17 protein-coding genes and 1 pseudogene are annotated in these 17,815 nt (G+C 42.4%); 8 read left to right on the top strand and 10 right to left on the bottom strand.

Annotated features, from left to right (window positions below):
- Nucleotides 1-235: 235 nt before the first annotated feature.
- Nucleotides 236-523 carry a hypothetical protein gene (locus tag KHN79_RS07250; protein WP_182007783.1) on the bottom strand — a complete coding sequence of 96 codons (288 nt, stop codon included), beginning with the start codon at nucleotides 521-523 and terminating at the stop codon, nucleotides 236-238.
- 467 nt (nucleotides 524-990) lie between these two features.
- On the opposite strand from KHN79_RS07250, the gene mobA reads away from it, so the two are divergent.
- From mobA to KHN79_RS07265, 3 genes are all read left to right on the top strand, one after another.
- Nucleotides 991-1,578 carry a molybdenum cofactor guanylyltransferase MobA gene (gene mobA, locus KHN79_RS07255; protein ID WP_182007782.1) on the top strand — a complete coding sequence of 196 codons (588 nt, stop codon included), beginning with the start codon at nucleotides 991-993 and terminating at the stop codon, nucleotides 1,576-1,578.
- Nucleotides 1,575-3,353, top strand: coding sequence for a bifunctional molybdopterin-guanine dinucleotide biosynthesis adaptor protein MobB/molybdopterin molybdotransferase MoeA (locus tag KHN79_RS07260; RefSeq protein WP_182007781.1), 1,779 nt, complete (start codon nucleotides 1,575-1,577; stop codon nucleotides 3,351-3,353). The genes mobA and KHN79_RS07260 overlap by 4 nt, the downstream gene beginning before the upstream one ends.
- A 157-nt stretch (nucleotides 3,354-3,510) precedes the next feature.
- Nucleotides 3,511-3,777 (top strand): DUF2960 domain-containing protein, encoded by a 267-nt coding sequence (locus KHN79_RS07265; protein ID WP_182007780.1) that lies wholly within the window; start codon nucleotides 3,511-3,513, stop codon nucleotides 3,775-3,777.
- A gap of 69 nt (nucleotides 3,778-3,846) precedes the next feature.
- On the opposite strand, the gene KHN79_RS07270 is transcribed toward KHN79_RS07265, so the two are convergent.
- The 3 genes from KHN79_RS07270 to KHN79_RS07280 all read right to left on the bottom strand — a co-directional run bounded on the left by KHN79_RS07270 (nucleotide 3,847) and on the right by KHN79_RS07280 (nucleotide 6,360).
- On the bottom strand, nucleotides 3,847-4,359 hold the full coding sequence (locus tag KHN79_RS07270; RefSeq protein WP_182007779.1) for a DUF6515 family protein: 513 nt from the start codon (nucleotides 4,357-4,359) through the stop codon (nucleotides 3,847-3,849).
- A gap of 174 nt (nucleotides 4,360-4,533) precedes the next feature.
- The gene (gene nagK, locus KHN79_RS07275) at nucleotides 4,534-5,442 is read right to left on the bottom strand and encodes an N-acetylglucosamine kinase (protein WP_182007778.1); all 909 of its coding nucleotides are present in this window, start codon (nucleotides 5,440-5,442) and stop codon (nucleotides 4,534-4,536) included.
- 171 nt (nucleotides 5,443-5,613) lie between these two features.
- Nucleotides 5,614-6,360 (bottom strand): tRNA-uridine aminocarboxypropyltransferase, encoded by a 747-nt coding sequence (locus KHN79_RS07280; protein ID WP_182007777.1) that lies wholly within the window; start codon nucleotides 6,358-6,360, stop codon nucleotides 5,614-5,616.
- A gap of 320 nt (nucleotides 6,361-6,680) precedes the next feature.
- On the opposite strand from KHN79_RS07280, the gene KHN79_RS07285 reads away from it, so the two are divergent.
- Nucleotides 6,681-7,499 carry a sterol desaturase family protein gene (locus tag KHN79_RS07285; RefSeq protein ID WP_182007776.1) on the top strand — a complete coding sequence of 273 codons (819 nt, stop codon included), beginning with the start codon at nucleotides 6,681-6,683 and terminating at the stop codon, nucleotides 7,497-7,499.
- A gap of 105 nt (nucleotides 7,500-7,604) precedes the next feature.
- Here the strand turns inward: KHN79_RS07285 and KHN79_RS07290 are convergent, their stop codons facing one another.
- Both KHN79_RS07290 and KHN79_RS07295 read right to left on the bottom strand, forming a co-directional pair.
- Nucleotides 7,605-7,985 (bottom strand): hypothetical protein, encoded by a 381-nt coding sequence (locus KHN79_RS07290; protein WP_182007775.1) that lies wholly within the window; start codon nucleotides 7,983-7,985, stop codon nucleotides 7,605-7,607.
- 378 nt (nucleotides 7,986-8,363) lie between these two features.
- Complete coding sequence (locus tag KHN79_RS07295) at nucleotides 8,364-10,370, bottom strand: methyl-accepting chemotaxis protein (RefSeq protein ID WP_182007774.1); 2,007 nt, start codon at nucleotides 10,368-10,370, stop codon at nucleotides 8,364-8,366.
- Nucleotides 10,371-10,511: 141 nt separating this feature from the next.
- Here KHN79_RS07295 and KHN79_RS07300 point away from each other — a divergent pair.
- Nucleotides 10,512-11,006 (top strand): annotated as a pseudogene (locus KHN79_RS07300) (NlpC/P60 family protein); the annotation flags it as partial.
- A 95-nt stretch (nucleotides 11,007-11,101) separates the two neighbouring features.
- On the opposite strand, the gene KHN79_RS07305 reads toward KHN79_RS07300, so the two are convergent.
- From KHN79_RS07305 to KHN79_RS07315, 3 genes are all read right to left on the bottom strand, one after another.
- Nucleotides 11,102-11,446: a DUF3802 family protein gene (locus tag KHN79_RS07305; protein ID WP_182007772.1), complete on the bottom strand. Its 345-nt coding sequence runs from the start codon at nucleotides 11,444-11,446 to the stop codon at nucleotides 11,102-11,104.
- A 131-nt stretch (nucleotides 11,447-11,577) separates the two neighbouring features.
- Complete coding sequence (locus tag KHN79_RS07310; protein WP_182007771.1) at nucleotides 11,578-12,546, bottom strand: sensor domain-containing diguanylate cyclase; 969 nt, start codon at nucleotides 12,544-12,546, stop codon at nucleotides 11,578-11,580.
- On the bottom strand, nucleotides 12,546-13,520 hold the full coding sequence (locus KHN79_RS07315) for a response regulator (protein WP_182007770.1): 975 nt from the start codon (nucleotides 13,518-13,520) through the stop codon (nucleotides 12,546-12,548). Before KHN79_RS07315 ends, KHN79_RS07310 begins: the two co-directional genes overlap by 1 nt.
- Before the next feature lie 224 nt (nucleotides 13,521-13,744).
- On the opposite strand from KHN79_RS07315, the gene KHN79_RS07320 reads away from it, so the two are divergent.
- Complete coding sequence (locus KHN79_RS07320) at nucleotides 13,745-14,611, top strand: fructosamine kinase family protein (RefSeq protein WP_182007769.1); 867 nt, start codon at nucleotides 13,745-13,747, stop codon at nucleotides 14,609-14,611.
- Between the two features lie 247 nt (nucleotides 14,612-14,858).
- Complete coding sequence (locus KHN79_RS07325; protein WP_182007768.1) at nucleotides 14,859-15,053, top strand: CPXCG motif-containing cysteine-rich protein; 195 nt, start codon at nucleotides 14,859-14,861, stop codon at nucleotides 15,051-15,053.
- 86 nt (nucleotides 15,054-15,139) lie between these two features.
- Here KHN79_RS07325 and KHN79_RS07330 read toward each other — a convergent pair whose 3' ends face one another.
- Entirely contained in the window at nucleotides 15,140-15,751 is a 612-nt protein-coding gene (locus KHN79_RS07330) for a riboflavin synthase subunit alpha (RefSeq protein ID WP_182007767.1), read from the bottom strand.
- 272 nt (nucleotides 15,752-16,023) lie between these two features.
- Here KHN79_RS07330 and KHN79_RS07335 point away from each other — a divergent pair, with 272 nt between their 5' ends.
- On the top strand, nucleotides 16,024-17,394 hold the full coding sequence (locus KHN79_RS07335; RefSeq protein ID WP_182007766.1) for an MATE family efflux transporter: 1,371 nt from the start codon (nucleotides 16,024-16,026) through the stop codon (nucleotides 17,392-17,394).
- Nucleotides 17,395-17,815: the final 421 nt, after the last annotated feature.

Raw genomic sequence — 17,815 nt, forward strand, 5'->3', positions numbered from 1 at the left:
ATACCATCAAGGAAGTTGTTCATCTAAGACTGAGTGAAACTATTTTATTCTTTTTCAAAGACATTCTAATAATTAGAAAAGACGTCCTTGTCATTTGAAAGTTTCGAAAAGGAGCTTCATTTAAACCTGATACTCTAAAAGTAAAAATAGTGCCTTCAGGTAGTTCAATTTATTAAGATTATTGCTTTTGTACCCGTCAGCTGTTTGTTTAACTTGATAAGTATGTCGTCCACTATTACCAATAAGGCACCTTTTCTACGTCTCTGAAGACACTGCTGGTTGCAACGCTGTTTGATATCTGGGATTTTACTTCTTGCATACGTTCTAAAGCTCTATCTAATTCTTTATAAGCTTTAGCAGCTTCATCTTCTTTAGATTGACGAGTAAAACCTTCTGCCAGCGTTCTCTGTATATATACTTCACGCTGAAGCCACAAGAGCTCATTTCGAGCATCAGCTAACTCTCTTACTTCATTTCCCGCTATCTGGTTTGGCTGAGTCTGATCAACTGTTAATTTATCCATTCTTTACCTTCTCACCGTTCACTATCTGAACAGATGTTGTATAAGATTAATCCTACAGACTCAACTTATCTTGTAAGAAAAAACCCACACGATTGACCTAAATCAATTAGTAAAAATAAGGTTCAATAAATTCAAGAACGTACGTTTTATGGCCGTTATCAGTTATTATTAAATGGTATTTTCACCTGAATGATTCCCCCGAACGCGAGTAAAAACTCTCTATTATTCAATCAGAAATATAAGATTTATGACGTGGAGATAAAGGTAATCTAACTTCGTTATTCCCTCTAATATGATATTATTGCAAGGTGACGGGAAGCGGACTAATTGATGAGTCTAGCCTTATATGCTTCCCGCATTAAACTTGTATACAATTAATTGCACTAATAGCTGACCAGAATTTTTGATTTTGATAAAATGGCGGTTGTTGTAAGTCACACTAAAAAAAATATTCCAAGAGAGCGATTATGCTGCAACCAACACAAACTAGTTGGGTCATTTTAGCTGGTGGTCAAGCTAGCCGAATGGGTGGAAAAGACAAAGGCCTGATAGAGCTGAATCATAAACCACTCATCGCACACGTTATCGATCGTTTATCTCCGCAAACACCAAGCATTTTAATCAATGCGAACCGGAACCAGGACGCTTACGGTCAGTTTGGTTTCGTCTTCAGCGATCAGTTTAAAGATTACCCCGGCCCGATGGGTGGAATCCACGCGGGCTTAGTACACGCCGAAACAGACTGGGTTGGGTTTGTTCCTTGCGACAGTCCACAAATTAACACCGATTTGGTAGAGCGTTTTTGTCATGCAGCTCAAGATGATACTGATATTTTAGTCGCTCATGATGGTGATCATCAGCAGCCGGTATTCACCATGTACCATAAACGTGTACTACCAAAACTGACTGCGTTTTTAGAACGTGGCGATCGAAAGATCATTCTGCTTTATAGAGAATGTAATACCCGTTACGTTGACTTTAGTGACTCACCAAACTGTTTCGTCAACTTAAACACCCCAGAAGAGCTGTCGCAATTTGGACAATTAGAACAATGAAACATACGTTAAACATCCCTATTCTTGGTTTTGCGGCCTATTCGGGCACTGGTAAAACAACTCTGCTAGAAGCATTGTTACCCAAACTGACCGAAGCAGGCTTACGCATCGGAATGTTAAAGCACGCGCACCACAATTTTGATGTCGATAAACCGGGTAAGGACAGTTACCGATTGCGCAAAGCAGGTGCTTCGCAAATGCTGATCGCCTCTCGTAATCGCTTTGCTTTGATGACCGAGACTCCAGAAGCCGAGGCAGATTTCGATTACCTGCTAACCCGTTTCGATGAAGAAAAACTGGATGTCGTTCTGGTTGAAGGCTGTAAAAACATCGCGTTCCCGAAAATCGAGCTTCACCGTGAAGAAGTTGGTAAACCATGGCTTTACCCACATGATGAAAACATCATCGCAATTGCTTCTGATAGCAGTGAACTGGATTGTAATTTGCCCCAGATGAGCATCAATGATCTGGATGCCATCGCTCAGTTTGTGCTTCGTTACGTTGAAGAGAAAAAACAACCTGGGCAGAAAGAGAAAGAAGCAGCCTGCTGCGACACCTTATCTCCGGCCTTCCTTTCTGTTGTTCAGGGCCAGGAAAAAATTCTGTCCTTGGTTCACACCGTCGCTGAAACTGAAAGCGCTAACATTGAGAATAGTTACGGCCGAGTCTTGGCAGATAACATCGTTTCTTCGGTAAATGTGCCGCAGTACACAAACTCAGCAATGGATGGTTACGCCATTCGTAGTGATGATCTTAACCGCGAACACTACCAAGTGATGGCAGAAGTGCTTGCAGGCCACGCTTATGATAAGCCATTGGAAATGGGACAGACGGTTAAAATAATGACTGGTGCACCGACACCGGTTTATGGTGATACCGTAGTAATGCGTGAGCAGGCGACACAAGACGGTGACAAGGTAACGTTTAATGCATCAGGCATAAAAGCGGGTCAAAACGTACGTCTGGCTGGTGAAGATCTGGCAGTTGGCAGCGACGTATTCACTGTAGGCACACGCCTTTCCTCACCAGAAATGGGAATGCTCGCCTCTCTGGGTTTTGGACAAGCGAATGTTTTTCGTAAGCTTAAAGTAGCCATTTTTTCCACCGGTGACGAAGTGCAAGCTCCGGGTACCGAACAGAAAGCCAATTCAATCTACGACTCAAACCGCTTCACCATTATGGGAATGCTTGAACAACTAGGTTGTGAAATTCTGGATTTTGGTATTCTGGAAGACAATGAGCAACTCATGACAGAAGCACTTGAAAAGGCATCTGAACAAGCAGACATGGTAATAACCTCTGGTGGCGTATCGGTTGGTGATGCGGACTACATCAAACTAGCCTTAGATAAACTTGGTCAAATTGATTTTTGGCGTATCAATATGCGACCGGGCCGTCCTCTCGCTTTCGGAAAAATTAAAGACAAACCATTTTTCGGTTTACCAGGAAATCCGGTGGCGGTGATGGTCTCATTCATTAACTTTGTAGAGCCAGCAATACGTAAAATGCAGGGTGAGCAAGGCTGGAAACCGTTAAAAGTAAATGCAGTTGCAACCGAAAACCTACGCTCTCGACAAGGTCGTACAGAGTTCAGTCGCGGTATTTACGAACTTGACGAAACAGGTCGGTTAACTGTGCGCACCACGGGTAAACAAGGCTCTGGCATTTTGCGTTCCATGAGTGAAGCGAATTGTCTTATTGAGATATCCCCTGCTATCGACACGGTAAAAGTGGGAGAAAACGTGACAATCATCCCGCTTCAAGGCAGAATCTAACCCCAAGCGGTTTTACTAGCAATATTTCCATAAAGGTCAGCAGTGCTGACCTTTCGTCTTTAGCAATACATAGCAGTAAAGTAATCACGCTCATATCTGTCGTTAAGAAGTAACGCGGGTAAGTTAAAGACGCTAACAAAACATTCGAGAGATTATTATGGCTCGCACTATTCTTTATACATACAAGAACGAAGACAAAGAACTGACGTTCTCTTACCAGCAACACCGTAACATCCAGGAAGCAGTTGCTGAAGCGGAAGGTATCGACATTTCTGAATACCTAAAGATGGAACAACAAATCGAAGCGGTTTCTGATACTAAAGCTGTCCGAAACTACCGTGACAACCACTTTAGAAAGCTCGGTTTTACAAAAATCACACTCGCTCAAAAAGAAAATTTGGGCGTCGGTAAAAAGAAGAAATAGAACGCACAGATAGAAAAGCTCGCATTTAAACCGCGAGCTTTTCTTTTTATATACATTTATAAATGAGCATTAAACCTGCGGCGCAACTACTACAAACCTACTAGTACCTGCAATCGGAGCGTACCAGTCGTTACCTCGAACATAATACGTAGCACCATTAACGCTTACCGTTGCTACCCCGCTTGGTAGTACATCCACTACCTGACCTGCTTGACTACTACTAACCTGCTGTGAAGAAGAGACCGGTGGCTGTTCAACATAAATATACTGGTCACCACTTTGCTTATAATAGGCATTATCAATAATTGCATAAGTAATCCCCGCAACCATCATAAATGCGGCAGTTGCTGGTAATACACTGCGATGATACGAGCGATGCGATGGCGCATTATGGCTCGGGCGATGGTTGTGGTTATGGTTTGGTCTATGATTCGGCTTTACCACAACCACATTATTTGGATTCTGAGGCTTATGTCCGTGACTGTTGCTATGGCCCGGAGGTTGTTTCGCTATAGCCGGTGTAACCATACTCACCATGACAAGCGCAATTGCACTGTTACGAAAAGTTGAAAGTTTAAACATAGCCGTTCTCACTGATTTGATCTCTAAAACTTAGGGCTTAGATTAACCGAGACTAATTCAAGTGACGTAAATGAAGTGTAAAGCTGGGTAAAGACGTTTTTAAATCAGATAGAACAGAAAAGCCCTGTTACTTTACTGGTAACAGGGCTTTTATAAGATATTGAACTCAAATCATTACTTGATGTTCAGGAACGCTGCACCACGAACGCCGCCTGAATCACCGTGTTTTGCTTTGATGATCTTTGGACATTTCGCTACAGAAAGCAGGTATTTAGGAATACGCTTTGGCAGCTCTTCGTAAATAAGATCGAAGTTAGATAAGCCACCACCCAGAACGACAACATCCGGGTCTGTTGCGGTAAAGATATTACCAAAGCAGATTGCCAGAAGCTCCATAAAGCGCTCTACGTGCTCAACGGCTGCCGCTTCACCTTCGCGGTAGGCATTGATGATATCGATCGCTTTCTTCTTCTCGCCGTTGTAATGCTCGTAAATCAGCTCAAAACCGCGACCTGACAAGTAACTATCCAAACAGCCTTTTTTACCACAACCACAGCCGAGCAATGGTGCGTTATCACCTAGGTGGAACCATGCATCAATAGGAAGACGCATATGGCCAACCTCACCTGCTACGTGGTTACGGCCAGAGAATACTTTACCGTCGAAGATAAAACCGCCACCAAAACCTGTACCAAGGATTAAACCAAGTACGGATGGCTCGTCTTGCAGTTCTTCGTCCCAGGCTTCAGACAGCGCAAAACAGTTTGCATCGTTTTCAATTTTAACGGAGCGACCAATCTTCGCTTCAAGATCTGCACGTAATGGTTTGCCTTTTGCCGCTGGAACATTCACCGTAAGCACGGTTGCATCATCTGCATCTTCCATGCCCGGAAGTCCAAGTCCAATCGTACCTTCACAAGCAAACTCAGTATCATATTTGCTGATAAGTTTAGCGATAGTATCAACCAATAGTTCATAGTTATCGGTTGGTGTTGGTACACGCTCAGTTGCTACACGCTCAAGCTTTTCATTAAATGCACCAAACTCAATCTTAGTACCACCGACATCAAAGCCATAATACATGCAATTCTCTCCAAAAATTGTGCGACTCCCAAAAAGTTTACTGGAGTCAAAAAGATAAACTTTGCGCATTATCCATATCTATACGCCTACAAACCGTGACCGAATCCAGATTTATCCCTTCATTTAAGCTAGTTGAACAACATGTGATCAACAAAAAATCATTCCTTAGAGTCAGCTCTCGGTTTTTAGCCACTCTCTGAAACGTTTCAAGTGCGGTCGATTAGGATCCGTTTTGACCCGGGTTTTTGTCAGCATATACGTTTCTCTGAAAGCTTCGAACCAAAATTGAAGGCACTCAGAAGCTTTCTGCTCGCCCGCTTGCTGAAACACTAAGCTCGCTACTTCTGCGGTAGACAGATGTTGCTCATTATCGGAACGTCGCATGATGTATTCTGACAGTGACTCTGGCTTTATCGAGAGTACAGGTAATGACTGTAAGTAGTCTGAACGGCGAAAGATTTTCCTGGCCTCACGCCAACTGCCATCAATGAAGATCAATAACCATTTCTTATGAGTCCCCTCAGACATTAATCGCTCAGGAGTCAGGCTTTCCATTAATCGCGTCGGCTCGTCGACATAACCCGCAGGAAATACGATAACAGGCTGATAGTCATCACTTTTTAGTAACGCCAGCATTTCCTCGCAAGGCTCAGTACGGTTCCATTGATATACATAGGTTTCCTTAATCGTATCCGCGATCAACCGACCCGTATTACTCGGCTTAAACACTTCGTTTTCCGATACAATCAGCATGCAGGCTATATTTGAGTCAATACTTGGTTGCAGTTCACACAGACAATGCTGCTGTGAAACCTGACAATACTGGCAACGGTTGACTTTACAACCTCGCGCATTGAAAGGCTTTGTTGAGAGCGACTGACGATGTTGGAATAGACGGTGGAAAGCGTGAATTCTCATGAATAGAAGTGCCTAATAAAAACTAGAGCGCGATTCTACTGGTATAACCGCCTCGCCTCAAGGTAATACCAATCGTAGTAATTAGTGGTCATCCAAGCTTGTTAAAAAATTCGATAACTGCGTTACAATTTTTGATTGTAGAATAACTACTTATCAAAAAATTGTGCCTTGCTCTCGAGCATTTTTCCTACGCTATTTCTGAACCCTTATTCACTGTGATTGGTATAAAATATAAGAATTAAAGAAACCGGAAGGAACCGGAAGGAACCGGTGCTAAGTTCGGTCTATATAGACAGAATTTATAAGCAGAGGAATTATATGTGACAGAAACGGCTTTTAACGATCCATCATGGATAAGGCTCAGTTGCTTTGTTGGTGTGCTCTTACTCTGTACATTGTGGGAAAACAAATTACCTAGGAAAACACTGACGGTTTCGCGTACGTTTCGCTGGGTAAACAATCTATCTCTAGTTGCTTTAAACAGCGCTGTTATCGTAATAGTCATGCCTGTCGTGGCATTTCAGGCCGCCATGATTACAACTGAAAATCACTGGGGACTATTAAATTTAGCATCGGTACCGATTTGGCTCAATGTCCTGCTTTCCGTTGTTTTGCTCGACTTTGTCATCTACGTCCAACACGTGGTCTTTCACCGAGTACCCTTACTCTGGAAGCTCCATCGAATGCATCACGCTGATCTCGACATTGATGTCACTACCGGCACGCGCTTTCACCCGATTGAAATTTTGCTTTCCATGATTGTGAAAATTTTCGCTGTTTTTGTACTCGGTGTTTCACCCATCGCTATTGTTATTTTCGAGATCGTTCTAAACGCCAGTGCGATGTTCAATCACAGTAATGCGAAACTGGCGTTAGCTGTCGATGGCTGGTTGAGGAAACTGATCGTTACTCCGGATATGCACCGCGTGCATCACTCCGTTATTCCGAGAGAAACTCATTCTAACTTTGGTTTCTTTTTATCAGTTTGGGATCGAATATTTGGCACGTATAAAGCTCAACCAGAACTCGGACATGATCATATGCTGATTGGCTTACCGGATATTAGAGATCCTAAGGAGCAAAGGCTTGATAAGCTGATAACTCAGCCCTTTCGCTATCGCGGTAAGAGTAAAAAATAGTGTTTTTGACATAACGTCAGGAGTGATAAGTGAACTGTTGCGCCTGCCTCCCTGGCTCTATATACAGTTCACTCCATTATTCGCTATGTAAGAACTGCAATAGTATTAACGGAATATCTGACGAGACTGGCGTTGTTGTCCTGTGTTCCAAAGCCAAATCGAAACGCCAATAGAGAATCCCAAAAATAAGGTGTTCATCTGTATTGCAGTGTGATTATTTAATACTTCCAACGCATATTGCATATGTGAGCTTAAAGTCACATTGGTTAATAAGATTGCTACCATTAAAATCAAGCCGATGCGACGACTTCGGATCAAAAGAAATGCAGCTAATAGGTATAGCGCCCCCAACGACTTCAAATAAATAATTAACCAATATGGCTCAGAATCGTAAGCTACCAGACCATCAACGAGATTGTCATAAATATGAACAACGCCGCCTACAGTTAAACAAAGACATAAGAGAAACACTACGAACTTATCCATCATCGTTTCCTTATTTTCAATTTAGTGAATAGTGCAGAGCATATATAACCATTCAAACAATTCATACCGCTTAAGTGATTTTTGAGATCTATCATGCCTTTAGAGCACTTACGAACGTTAAAAGCAGACATTTGTAAACGAGATGTTGGCCATTTTAAATAAGAAGCAACCTAAATATGGATTAATAAAATAAGCAACCTATTGAGTAATAAAATACGAACGTTAACGAATTCCTTATTTGTGACCCAACTTAAAATCATACAAAAAGCCAGGGCTGCAAACCCTGGCTTTCATAATCAACTTAATTTAATGCTTAATAATATACCTTTACAGGTTGCTATTAATCAGTACATAAGGAGAATAATTAACCCCTATTACTTAAAGCACATATTTGTGCAGCATTGTTTGCTGCTGTCCTGCTATATCTGCAACTTGTTCTGAACTCTCTACCATGGATTCTAGCTGCTGCTTAGTATGTTCACCCTGTTCAGAAATCTGAGTAATTGACTGCGACACATCTGCAGTAGCGCGCTCTTGTTCCTCTGTGGCGACAGAGATTTGTGCGACACGATCTTGAATATGTTTTACCGCACCGTTTATCTCTAAGAAGGTTGATTTAACGTAATCACTAGACTGAAGTGCGTTAGCCATTTCTTCTCTTGAGTCACTTACCGCCTCTCGAGAACGCTCTGAAGCCGTAATAAGCTCATTCATCATTTCCCGGATGTTTAACGTTTGCTGAGAGGTATCACTTGCCAGCTTACGTACTTCATCGGCAACCACAGCAAATCCGCGCCCTTGCTCACCCGCTCGGGCAGCTTCTATCGCGGCATTCAACGCCAGTAAATTGGTGTTTTCAGCAATACCACTGATCATATCGACCATTTCGCGAATCTGTTTCACTCTCAGATCCAGCTCCGACATCGACTCTCTGTTTATGTTAAGAGACTTTTCCAGAGATTCTAAACGTAAGCGGTTTTGCTCTAGTACCTTCTCGCCCTTCTCAGTGTGCTGAGTTGCGAGTTCGGCGTCTTCTGAGGATGCGTTCGTCACCGTTGCAATTTCTCGGATGGAAGCTTCCAGCTGAGTGATTGTCGTCACCATGCTTGCAAGGGCTTCATTTTGTGTGCTTAATCCCTCGTTCGTCTGCTCGGCCGCTGAGTGACTGATTTCAGCGGTTTGATAGAGGGTTTCACAGTTGCGAGTAACCGTTGCTATTGACTCATGTGTGGAGTCAATAACCTGATTTAACTTTCGAGCGACCTCTTTCAGCTCATAGGGCCCCACTTCTTCCGCTTTACCACGAAAATCATGTTCGGTAAGTGCCGACAACCTTTTAAGTACGTTATTCAGCCCACGGTTGGTCCAGATTCTCAGAATGAACCAAGTAAAGAGAATAATCATCGAGATAACCCCGGCGGCGATAAGAGCCATGATACTCACCGATGTTATCGTATCGTTAACCACCCCCTCTCGCTCAGCCAGTAGTTCCGAAACCGTGTTTGAAGTTTTATCGAGTAAAATCATCGTTTCATCCGCAAGCAAAGACGCTTGTAGGAATTCGGTTTTTTGGTTCTCATTTTGCTCGAGCTTGGCAAGAATCAGATGTAGAATTCCTTTCTCTTCAAATCCAGCTTTTACCATTTCATACGGTGCAGTTAAACTTGAAAACTCTGAAATCTCAGGCTGCAGCATTTGAAAGTCTGAATAAGCGAGATTGATACCAGCGATCCTATTACGCATTTCGCGGTACTCGTTTTCAGCTTTTTCAAGTTCCGTATGAGTCAACATCATAAGAAAAGTACTTTCCATTGAGCTTGCCGAAGCGATAAACCGGTTTGCCGCATCATTCAACTCGGGGTCGTCTCCGCTAAGAAAAGAGCTGATTCTGTTCATCTCAGGGCCTATTGAGCTTAGGCCATAACGAAACCCACCGACAGCGGCATTAATGTCTGCCTGTATCTGAGTCACACCCGCCTGTTTTAAAAGGATTGAACGAGTAATACCATGCAAATTATCTATTTTCGTTTCTAACTCGTCAGATAGCTGCTGCGAAACACCGGAAGTCTGCTTAACTAACTCTTCAGTCTTTAATGCTAACTGTTCTATTTGTTCTTCAACCAAAGCCAGTTCTTTAGCTTCACTTACCTGCATAGCGAAATTCAGTAGCTTGACAATTTCCAGCACATTCCGGGTTAATTTGGCGTTGGCCATCGCCATTGGTAGCTCTTTATGGGATAGCTCTTCAAACTCTCCACTAATCTGATCCATTCCTTTTAAGGTCGAGACAGAAAGAGCAATAATGAGGGCTATGATAGTTAAAAATGTGGCAGTAATGGCCTGAATTAGTGAAAAAGAAGAGCAAAAGCGGTTGCGCACTGTCATAATCTATTTTTATTCTTTATTAGGATAGAGACGGTTTAGTTGTGCAAATGTCACACAAACCAACTAAAATCGTGAATTGGGTGCCATACTAGGGATTGGTTGTGACACTAATATTTCAGTTCTAAGTCACAAAGATGACAGGTGGATGGTATGCGTCGCATATATATTTCTCTGATAATCAGTACCCTAGTTACTGCTTGCTCTTCTGCACCAGATCCCGAAGAGGAGTTTAGCTCAACACAAAATGCGCCTACTCCTGCTCCAACTCCTACGCTGGTGACTAAGCCAGATCTGATGGTGTTTTATGATGAATGGTATGGAACGCCTTACCAATGGGGAGGTACAGAAAAATCGGGTATTGATTGCTCTGCATTTGTTCAAAAAGCATTTGTAGAGGCTTATCAGGTTGCGCTGCCAAGAACGACAAGGCTGCAATCAAAGCAAGGCGTTAAATTAGATAGAAAAGATGCAGAGCATGGAGACTTAGTCTTCTTTAAAACCTCAAGAGCACGCTACCACGTCGGTATCTACTTGGGTAATAAACAATTTATGCACGTTTCTGAAAAGAAAGGTGTGATTATTTCTAGAACTGACAACCCCTATTGGGCCTCGAAATTTTGGCAAATCAGAAGAGTCGTGCCTAAACAAAGCTTTGCCTTAGCGAAGCAAGAAAGCCGTGAAGCAATTAACGCTTTGTTTGAGATCAACTCACCACATTTGTTTAATGAGAACTAATCATAAATAGCAACGGCTGTATCAAACAGGTTCTTAACCAAAGCAATATACTCGTCCAGAAAAGCAATTTGCTCGTTTGTTGCTTTTTTATTCCAAACACCTGCAAGCACTTCACCAAGATCCTCTACTACAGCATCAGCCTCTTTCAATAACTTGAAGCGCACGCTTGAATGCAGTTCTGGGTTTTGCTCAAAGATCGCCATAATGTTTGATGCGACCAAATCCGTGACAACATCTTCAATGCTTTCTGTGCCCGTGTCACCAAATTCTGTAGTAAATATATCTAAGTTAAGCGACAAATGCTCAATAAGAGCGAGATATCCATCCGTTTCGACAACCACTGTTTTTCTCCATTGATTACACACCTTCAAAGCTGAAAGCGAAGTTGCTTCAATAGTAAGACATGCCGAAAAAAAATCATTAACTCATTTCATAATAATGATTATTTATATATCAACCGTTTACTTTTCAATCAAGCCATCGCATTTTCATACACACAGCTTGTGTTTTTCCCTTTATCTTTTGCGCAATATAAAGCGGCATCAGCACATTTTAGCCATTGTATGTGGCTCTCAAAATGGGGTTTATATTCGCAGACTCCGATGCTGACCGTGTAACTAATCGAAAATCCTTCCAGCTTGATAACCTCTTGCTCAATTCGGTTGCGTAAGCGCTCCGCAAAATAGCCTGCTTGTTCTTCGCTCGTATTAGGAAGTAAAACAGTGAACTCTTCCCCGCCAAATCGTCCGCAAATATCGCTATTTCGTACGGTCTTTTTAAGTAGAGTCGAGGTCCGGCGTATTACTTCGTCCCCAATAGGGTGACCATAAGTATCATTCACATTTTTAAAGTGGTCGATATCAAAAATCACCAGTGAGCAGTTCCCGCCAGTGACTTGCAATTGAGCAAACTCATCTTTAAGTGTTTGTTCCCAATGCGCCCGATTAAACAGGCCTGTCAATCCATCTTTGCGACTTATTTCCGATAGGTGCTGATTGGTCTCTTTCAGATAGATCCGGCTGCGGGCTATTTCTGTCACATCGTTTATCTGTATCGCAATATGACTGACCTCACCGGACAGCGAACGCAACGGTGTGATGACGATGTCCTGAAACATGAAATCGCTGCTGTTTGTTACCGGAGAAAAGTTATTAAACTTGAAGAGATATGGGCGATTTTCCCAACTTGAGAACGAACGAGTCTCCAAGTCCTGGCACGTTTTTAACTTCGTCTCAAGCCAGGCTCTTGGTAATTCTTCAAAACGATCAAATAAGCACTTACCCAGAATATCTTGGGACAAAACACCACTGTAGGACTGCATAAAGCTGTTCCAAACACAGACGTTATACTTTCTGTCTAGGACAATAAGCCCTGCATCCATTGTGTCCAGGATTTGAGTTACCCAATGATAGTCTGCCATCTCCAGCCTGATTTCTGGCATCAGATTAACTCCATAATGTCATATATGATTTGTACCGATGACTTATCTATCAAAAATAAAACTTCACACTCAAAGTCAAATGATTCTGCCATGTAGGTATACTCGATAGTAAAGAGTTCGCCTTTATTACCTTGTTCCTCTGTAAATGGCACCAATGTATCGATGATACCGGGCTGGCGGAGCGAGAACTGTTTATCCAGCTGATTACCCAACGAGGTCAGAAACGATGAAACTAACAAGTTGGAGATGTTTAGAATGACTTCGTTATGAGCGGTAAACTCTAAATGATAGCCTAACCTTTCTCCGATTTGATTAATGTCTTTTCCTCGGAGACAAACCAAAGCTTCTCCATGAATGCCTCCTCCAACGAATCGCTGCGCTACCGCGACAGAGTCTTCCCTCCCAATCACGTCAACTAACGTCATGTGGAGCTCGCCATAGGACAAAGGCCCGACATGAGGCACCGGCAACAAAATAAACTCGTGCAGGTGATCAGCCATGATTGCAGCGCCTTTGCCTAAAGCAACGTTTGCGACTTCTCGGAACTTGGCCAGTGAGGAGACTTCATCCCTCTCCTGCTGTTCAGGGCTCAGGTCTAGAACAGGTTTGAAAGCGTACTGCAATCCAAGTTGGTCATAGACCGGTACGACTTGTTCTACTGATAGCGGTTTAACGACAAATGCGATTGCACCTAGCTCAAAACAACGCTGTTTCGCTTCTTGCTGAACGTCGCCGGAAATTATGACAATTTTTGTTTGATAATTACTGACTGGTAAAGACTTTAGAACTTCGAAACCGTCCATGACTGGCATCGTCAAATCCAGAAACAATATGTCGATATCTTGTTCCTGCATGATTTTCAGCGCTTCATTACCATCGTGAGCTTCGATTAGATGTAATGACGCACTTTGTACGATGGTTCGTATTATCAGTTTTCTTGCGATTGCTGAATCATCACATATCAGTATTTTCATGCCACCAATGGAACTAAAGTCAAAAAAATCATAATACTCGTTGTACGAAAGCATCTCCATATGCTAAGCCGAAAAATCATAAGGTTATAAGCGATTTGATTCACACTTATACAAATTTTCAATACTGAACAACGAGTTTGTAGCTGAACTATGCTTTCAACCGCGTCATTTGTTCGTCGTTTATCCTAAACTATTGGTAGTCAAACAGGTTCGCGAGGTTTTGTATGTGGCAAGCAATATCGCAACAACTTTCTGATACGTTGTTATTTGAATATCAAATCATCGAAAAAGTTCGGCTTTCCGGTGGGGATATCAGTGAAAGCTATATGATTAATGATGGCGAGCAACGTTACTTCGTAAAAATTAACGATCTAGAGTTTTTGTCTAAGTTTGAAGTTGAAGCCGATTGTCTCCATTTACTACGAGAAACATCGACTGTATTTGTCCCAGAAGTCGTACTTGTTGGTAAAACCAAAAACACCTCTTTTATTATTCTCAACTATCTACCGACTAAACCGTTAGAAGATGCACAAAACAGTTTTCTCTTTGGCCAGCAACTTGCCCGTCTACACCAATGGGGCGAGCAGAAAGAGTTTGGTTTTGATACAGATAACTACTTAGGTTCTACCCTACAACCCAATCAGTGGCATAAAAAGTGGAGTGTATTCTTCGCTGAGCAAAGAATTGGCTGGCAATTGCAATTGCTTAAAGAAAAGGGGGTTACTTTAGTTGATATCGAAGACTTTGTGGACATAGTGAAACAGCTTTTATCAAATCACATGCCAAAACCTTCGCTATTACACGGTGACCTGTGGAACGGAAATACCGCGCTAACACCTGTCGGCCCTATTTGTTTTGATGCCGCATGCTATTGGGGAGACAGAGAATGCGATCTTGCCATGACAGAACTTTTTGGCGGATTTACACCGGATTTTTATCAAGGATATGAATCAGTCCTGCCATTACTGCCTGGTTATCAGGAACGAAAAGAGCTCTATAACCTTTATCATATCCTTAACCACTGTAACCTGTTTGGTGGTCATTACTTAGATCAGGCGCAGTTATCCATAAACAAGATTATTTCCGTCTGATTTGGAAACAATACAACTGTACGCTATGTAAAATTTCGAGCAATGTCACCCTCGCCTTTAACCCCAAACTTAAGGTTGAGTTTGGGGTCAAGTTTTGTACTTATTTCGATTCAATTAGCAACAAATACACCTAAAATTTAGGCAACTTATCATTAGATTCGTTTCCTTGCAGATGTGAAGTAAATGATAGGCCTGCACTTCCTCTATTATAAAGAATAAAAAGCCCTGCAATTTTAGGAGCTGTAGTATGAAAAATTATACTGAAAGGCATGTAAAGTGTCCGCATTGTGGTCATTCTATTGGTATTACTTTAGACGCTAGTAATGGAGATCAAGAGTTTTACGATGATTGTCCTGCCTGTTGTCACGCCATTCATCTTAATATGCACGTGGATGAACTGAATGACAAAGTAGAACTCTATGTTGACGACAACTACGAATAGCTATTTCGGTTAGTATAAAATAACAAAGGAGCAGTAATGTATGCTCCTTTTAATTCTACATTTCAACTGAACCCAAATTTGACTTCTTAAATATTCTTAGAAGCCAGTACCCGCTCTACTGTATCCACAATCGCTTGAGTTTGCGGATCAAATTCAATATTTACCTGGTTACCGACTACTCTTCCACCGAACAATGTTCTTTGTAATGTTTCAGGAATAAGATGAACTGAGAAACGGGTTTCTTCAACCTCACCAATAGTGAGCGAGCAACCGTCAATTCCAATGTAGCCTTTTGCCAGCACATATTTCATTGATTCTGCTGGTAACTCGAACCATATAGTACGGTTATTTGGTGTATCGATGATGTCGGTGATTATCGCCATCAAACTAATATGGCCAGACATACTATGACCGCCAATCTCATCACCAAATTTAGCAGCGCGTTCGATGTTTACATGCTCACCTTCACTCACCTCGCCTAGATTAGTTAAAGCTAAGGTAGCTTGCATCAAATCGAAGTTTACCCGGTTACCTTCAATTTTTGTCACAGTCAGACAACAGCCGTTATTAGCTACTGAAGCACCTATTTCTAACCCATTAAGAAGCGGTCCCTCTAACTCGATTACGTGGGTCTGAAAACGCTCTTTCTTTTCTATTTTCACGACCTGAGCCGTACCTTGTACTATTCCAGTAAACATTTTTTATACCTACTTATTGGTTCTCTGCTCGAGAGGTTTGGTTCCGCACCCTTTGCATTCAGCATAGTAATACTTTAATACTCGCTTTCGTGAAGATTACTTGTTAAAGGTATGGCATATGGACATACAATTGTTTATCATTTGCGCGGAAGTTCTCTGAGACATTTTTTCACCTTATCACAGATAAAATCAACCACTAGGTTCGCCCATCTCATCTTTTGTTCTTGAGTACTCCAATTCTTTTAATTTCTCTTTCCGTCGTGGAGTTTTTCGTGCAGCACTATAAAGAAGAAGCGTCAAGTCTTATAAAGTTGGCTACCCCTGTATTAATCGCTTCTGTTGCTCAAACAGGTATGGGATTTGTAGATACTGTTATGGCTGGTGGTGTAAGTGCCACCGACATGGCGGCAGTTTCTGTTGCTTCAAGTATTTGGCTTCCTTCCATTTTATTTGGTATCGGTTTGCTCATGACGCTTGTCCCAGTGGTCGCGCAACTCAATGGCTCCGGTCGCAGAGTCAAGATACCGTTTGAAATCCAGCAAGGCATTGCTTTGGCGCTGGTGGTCAGCATTCCTATTATTGCCGTACTGTTGCAAACAAAGTTTATTCTGGGCCTGATGGATGTAGAAGCACTAATGGCAGAAAAAACCATTGGTTATATTCACGCGGTAATTCTTGCTGTACCCGCTTTTCTACTGTTCCAAACCTTAAGAAGTTTTACGGACGGCATGTCGCTAACTAAACCAGCGATGGTAATCGGCTTTATCGGACTGCTTTTGAACATTCCGCTAAACTGGATTTTCGTTTATGGGAAGTTTGGCGCACCTGAACTTGGCGGTGTCGGCTGTGGCGTTGCAACCACTATCGTTTACTGGATTATGTTTGCGCTGCTTCTATTCTATGTAGTGACCTCTCCACGCTTAAAGAGCATTAATGTTTTTGGCGAGTTCCACCCGCCGCAAATGAGAGCTCAGATTCGTTTATTCAAGCTTGGTTTTCCAGTGGCAGCCGCGTTGTTTTTTGAAGTCACGCTATTCGCTGTCGTTGCGCTTTTGGTATCTCCATTGGGACCTATCATAGTTGCGGCTCATCAGGTTGCCATTAACTTCTCTACTATGGTGTTTATGTTACCAATGAGTATCGGCGCAGCAGTAAGTATTCGCGTGGGGCATAAACTTGGTGAAGAGAGCGTTGCAGGTGCTCGTGTCGCATCGCGTGTCGGGATCATGGTTGGTACTGTATTGACAGTGTTCACCGCTTTTCTAACAGTTGTGTTTCGTGAATCTATTGCCGAGCTCTATACCAGTAATACCGAAGTTATTGAGTTGGCGATGCAGTTACTCATCCTTGCGGCGGTCTACCAGTTTACCGATGCCATACAAGTGATTGCAGCTGGTGCTTTGCGTGGATACAAAGATATGCGCGCTATTTTTAATCGTACATTCATCGCCTATTGGATCTGTGGTTTGCCGATGGGATACATACTTGGACGTACAGATTGGATCGTAGAACCAATGGGTGCCCAAGGATTCTGGATTGGCTTCATTATAGGCCTGTCCTCAGCGGCTCTTCTATTAGGGGTCAGACTGCGTTGGATGCACCACCAGAAACCAGAAGTTCAGTTGAATTTTTCTATCCAGTAATCATATATATACCCAAATAACCTCAAGATGCTAAATTCAGCGAGAGTGACTTGGTTTACAGGCGAGGCAATGATTTGATGATCTAGTGGTTCTAAATCAAAAATCATTAACAAAGACTGTGAGCCAAGGCAACTCGCCCTTCGGGAGCGTGTCACTGACACAATTTCAGCGTCAAATAACTTGGAAAGAGCTCACTATTCCGTGCGTCATTTTCCTTGAGCTTGTGCCAGTGACAACGCTCTGAATCCTACATATTGAAGTCATTTGGGTATATCTAGCCAGCATTCGCTGGCTTTTTTGATCGAACCAGGCTGTCGTCAGGTATACTTTTAAACTCCGAGAAGCTAAAAGGAATATTGTGCGACTAACCCTATTGATCTTCATTTCCCTTGTTACAGGGTGCAGTGACCTCTTCAACCCT

This window comes from Vibrio sp. B1FLJ16 (assembly GCF_905175385.1).
Classification (GTDB): Bacteria; Pseudomonadota; Gammaproteobacteria; order Enterobacterales; family Vibrionaceae; genus Vibrio.

Excerpts from the sequence above, each read along its gene's own strand:
- KHN79_RS07270 (WP_182007779.1), bottom strand. The coding sequence starts at position 4,359 with ATGTTTAAACTTTCAACTTTTCGTAACAGTGCAATTGCGCTTGTCATG.
- KHN79_RS07315 (WP_182007770.1), bottom strand. The coding sequence starts at position 13,520 with ATGAAAATACTGATATGTGATGATTCAGCAATCGCAAGAAAACTGATA.
- KHN79_RS07325 (WP_182007768.1), top strand. The coding sequence starts at position 14,859 with ATGAAAAATTATACTGAAAGGCATGTAAAGTGTCCGCATTGTGGTCAT.
- nagK (WP_182007778.1), bottom strand. The coding sequence starts at position 5,442 with ATGTATTATGGCTTTGATGTCGGTGGTACTAAGATTGAGTTTGGTGCA.
- KHN79_RS07290 (WP_182007775.1), bottom strand. The coding sequence starts at position 7,985 with ATGGATAAGTTCGTAGTGTTTCTCTTATGTCTTTGTTTAACTGTAGGC.
- KHN79_RS07295 (WP_182007774.1), bottom strand. The coding sequence starts at position 10,370 with ATGACAGTGCGCAACCGCTTTTGCTCTTCTTTTTCACTAATTCAGGCC.
- KHN79_RS07310 (WP_182007771.1), bottom strand. The coding sequence starts at position 12,546 with ATGCCAGAAATCAGGCTGGAGATGGCAGACTATCATTGGGTAACTCAA.
- KHN79_RS07280 (WP_182007777.1), bottom strand. The coding sequence starts at position 6,360 with ATGAGAATTCACGCTTTCCACCGTCTATTCCAACATCGTCAGTCGCTC.
- mobA (WP_182007782.1), top strand. The coding sequence starts at position 991 with ATGCTGCAACCAACACAAACTAGTTGGGTCATTTTAGCTGGTGGTCAA.
- KHN79_RS07330 (WP_182007767.1), bottom strand. The coding sequence starts at position 15,751 with ATGTTTACTGGAATAGTACAAGGTACGGCTCAGGTCGTGAAAATAGAA.
- KHN79_RS07250 (WP_182007783.1), bottom strand. The coding sequence starts at position 523 with ATGGATAAATTAACAGTTGATCAGACTCAGCCAAACCAGATAGCGGGA.
- KHN79_RS07265 (WP_182007780.1), top strand. The coding sequence starts at position 3,511 with ATGGCTCGCACTATTCTTTATACATACAAGAACGAAGACAAAGAACTG.
- KHN79_RS07260 (WP_182007781.1), top strand. The coding sequence starts at position 1,575 with ATGAAACATACGTTAAACATCCCTATTCTTGGTTTTGCGGCCTATTCG.
- KHN79_RS07320 (WP_182007769.1), top strand. The coding sequence starts at position 13,745 with ATGTGGCAAGCAATATCGCAACAACTTTCTGATACGTTGTTATTTGAA.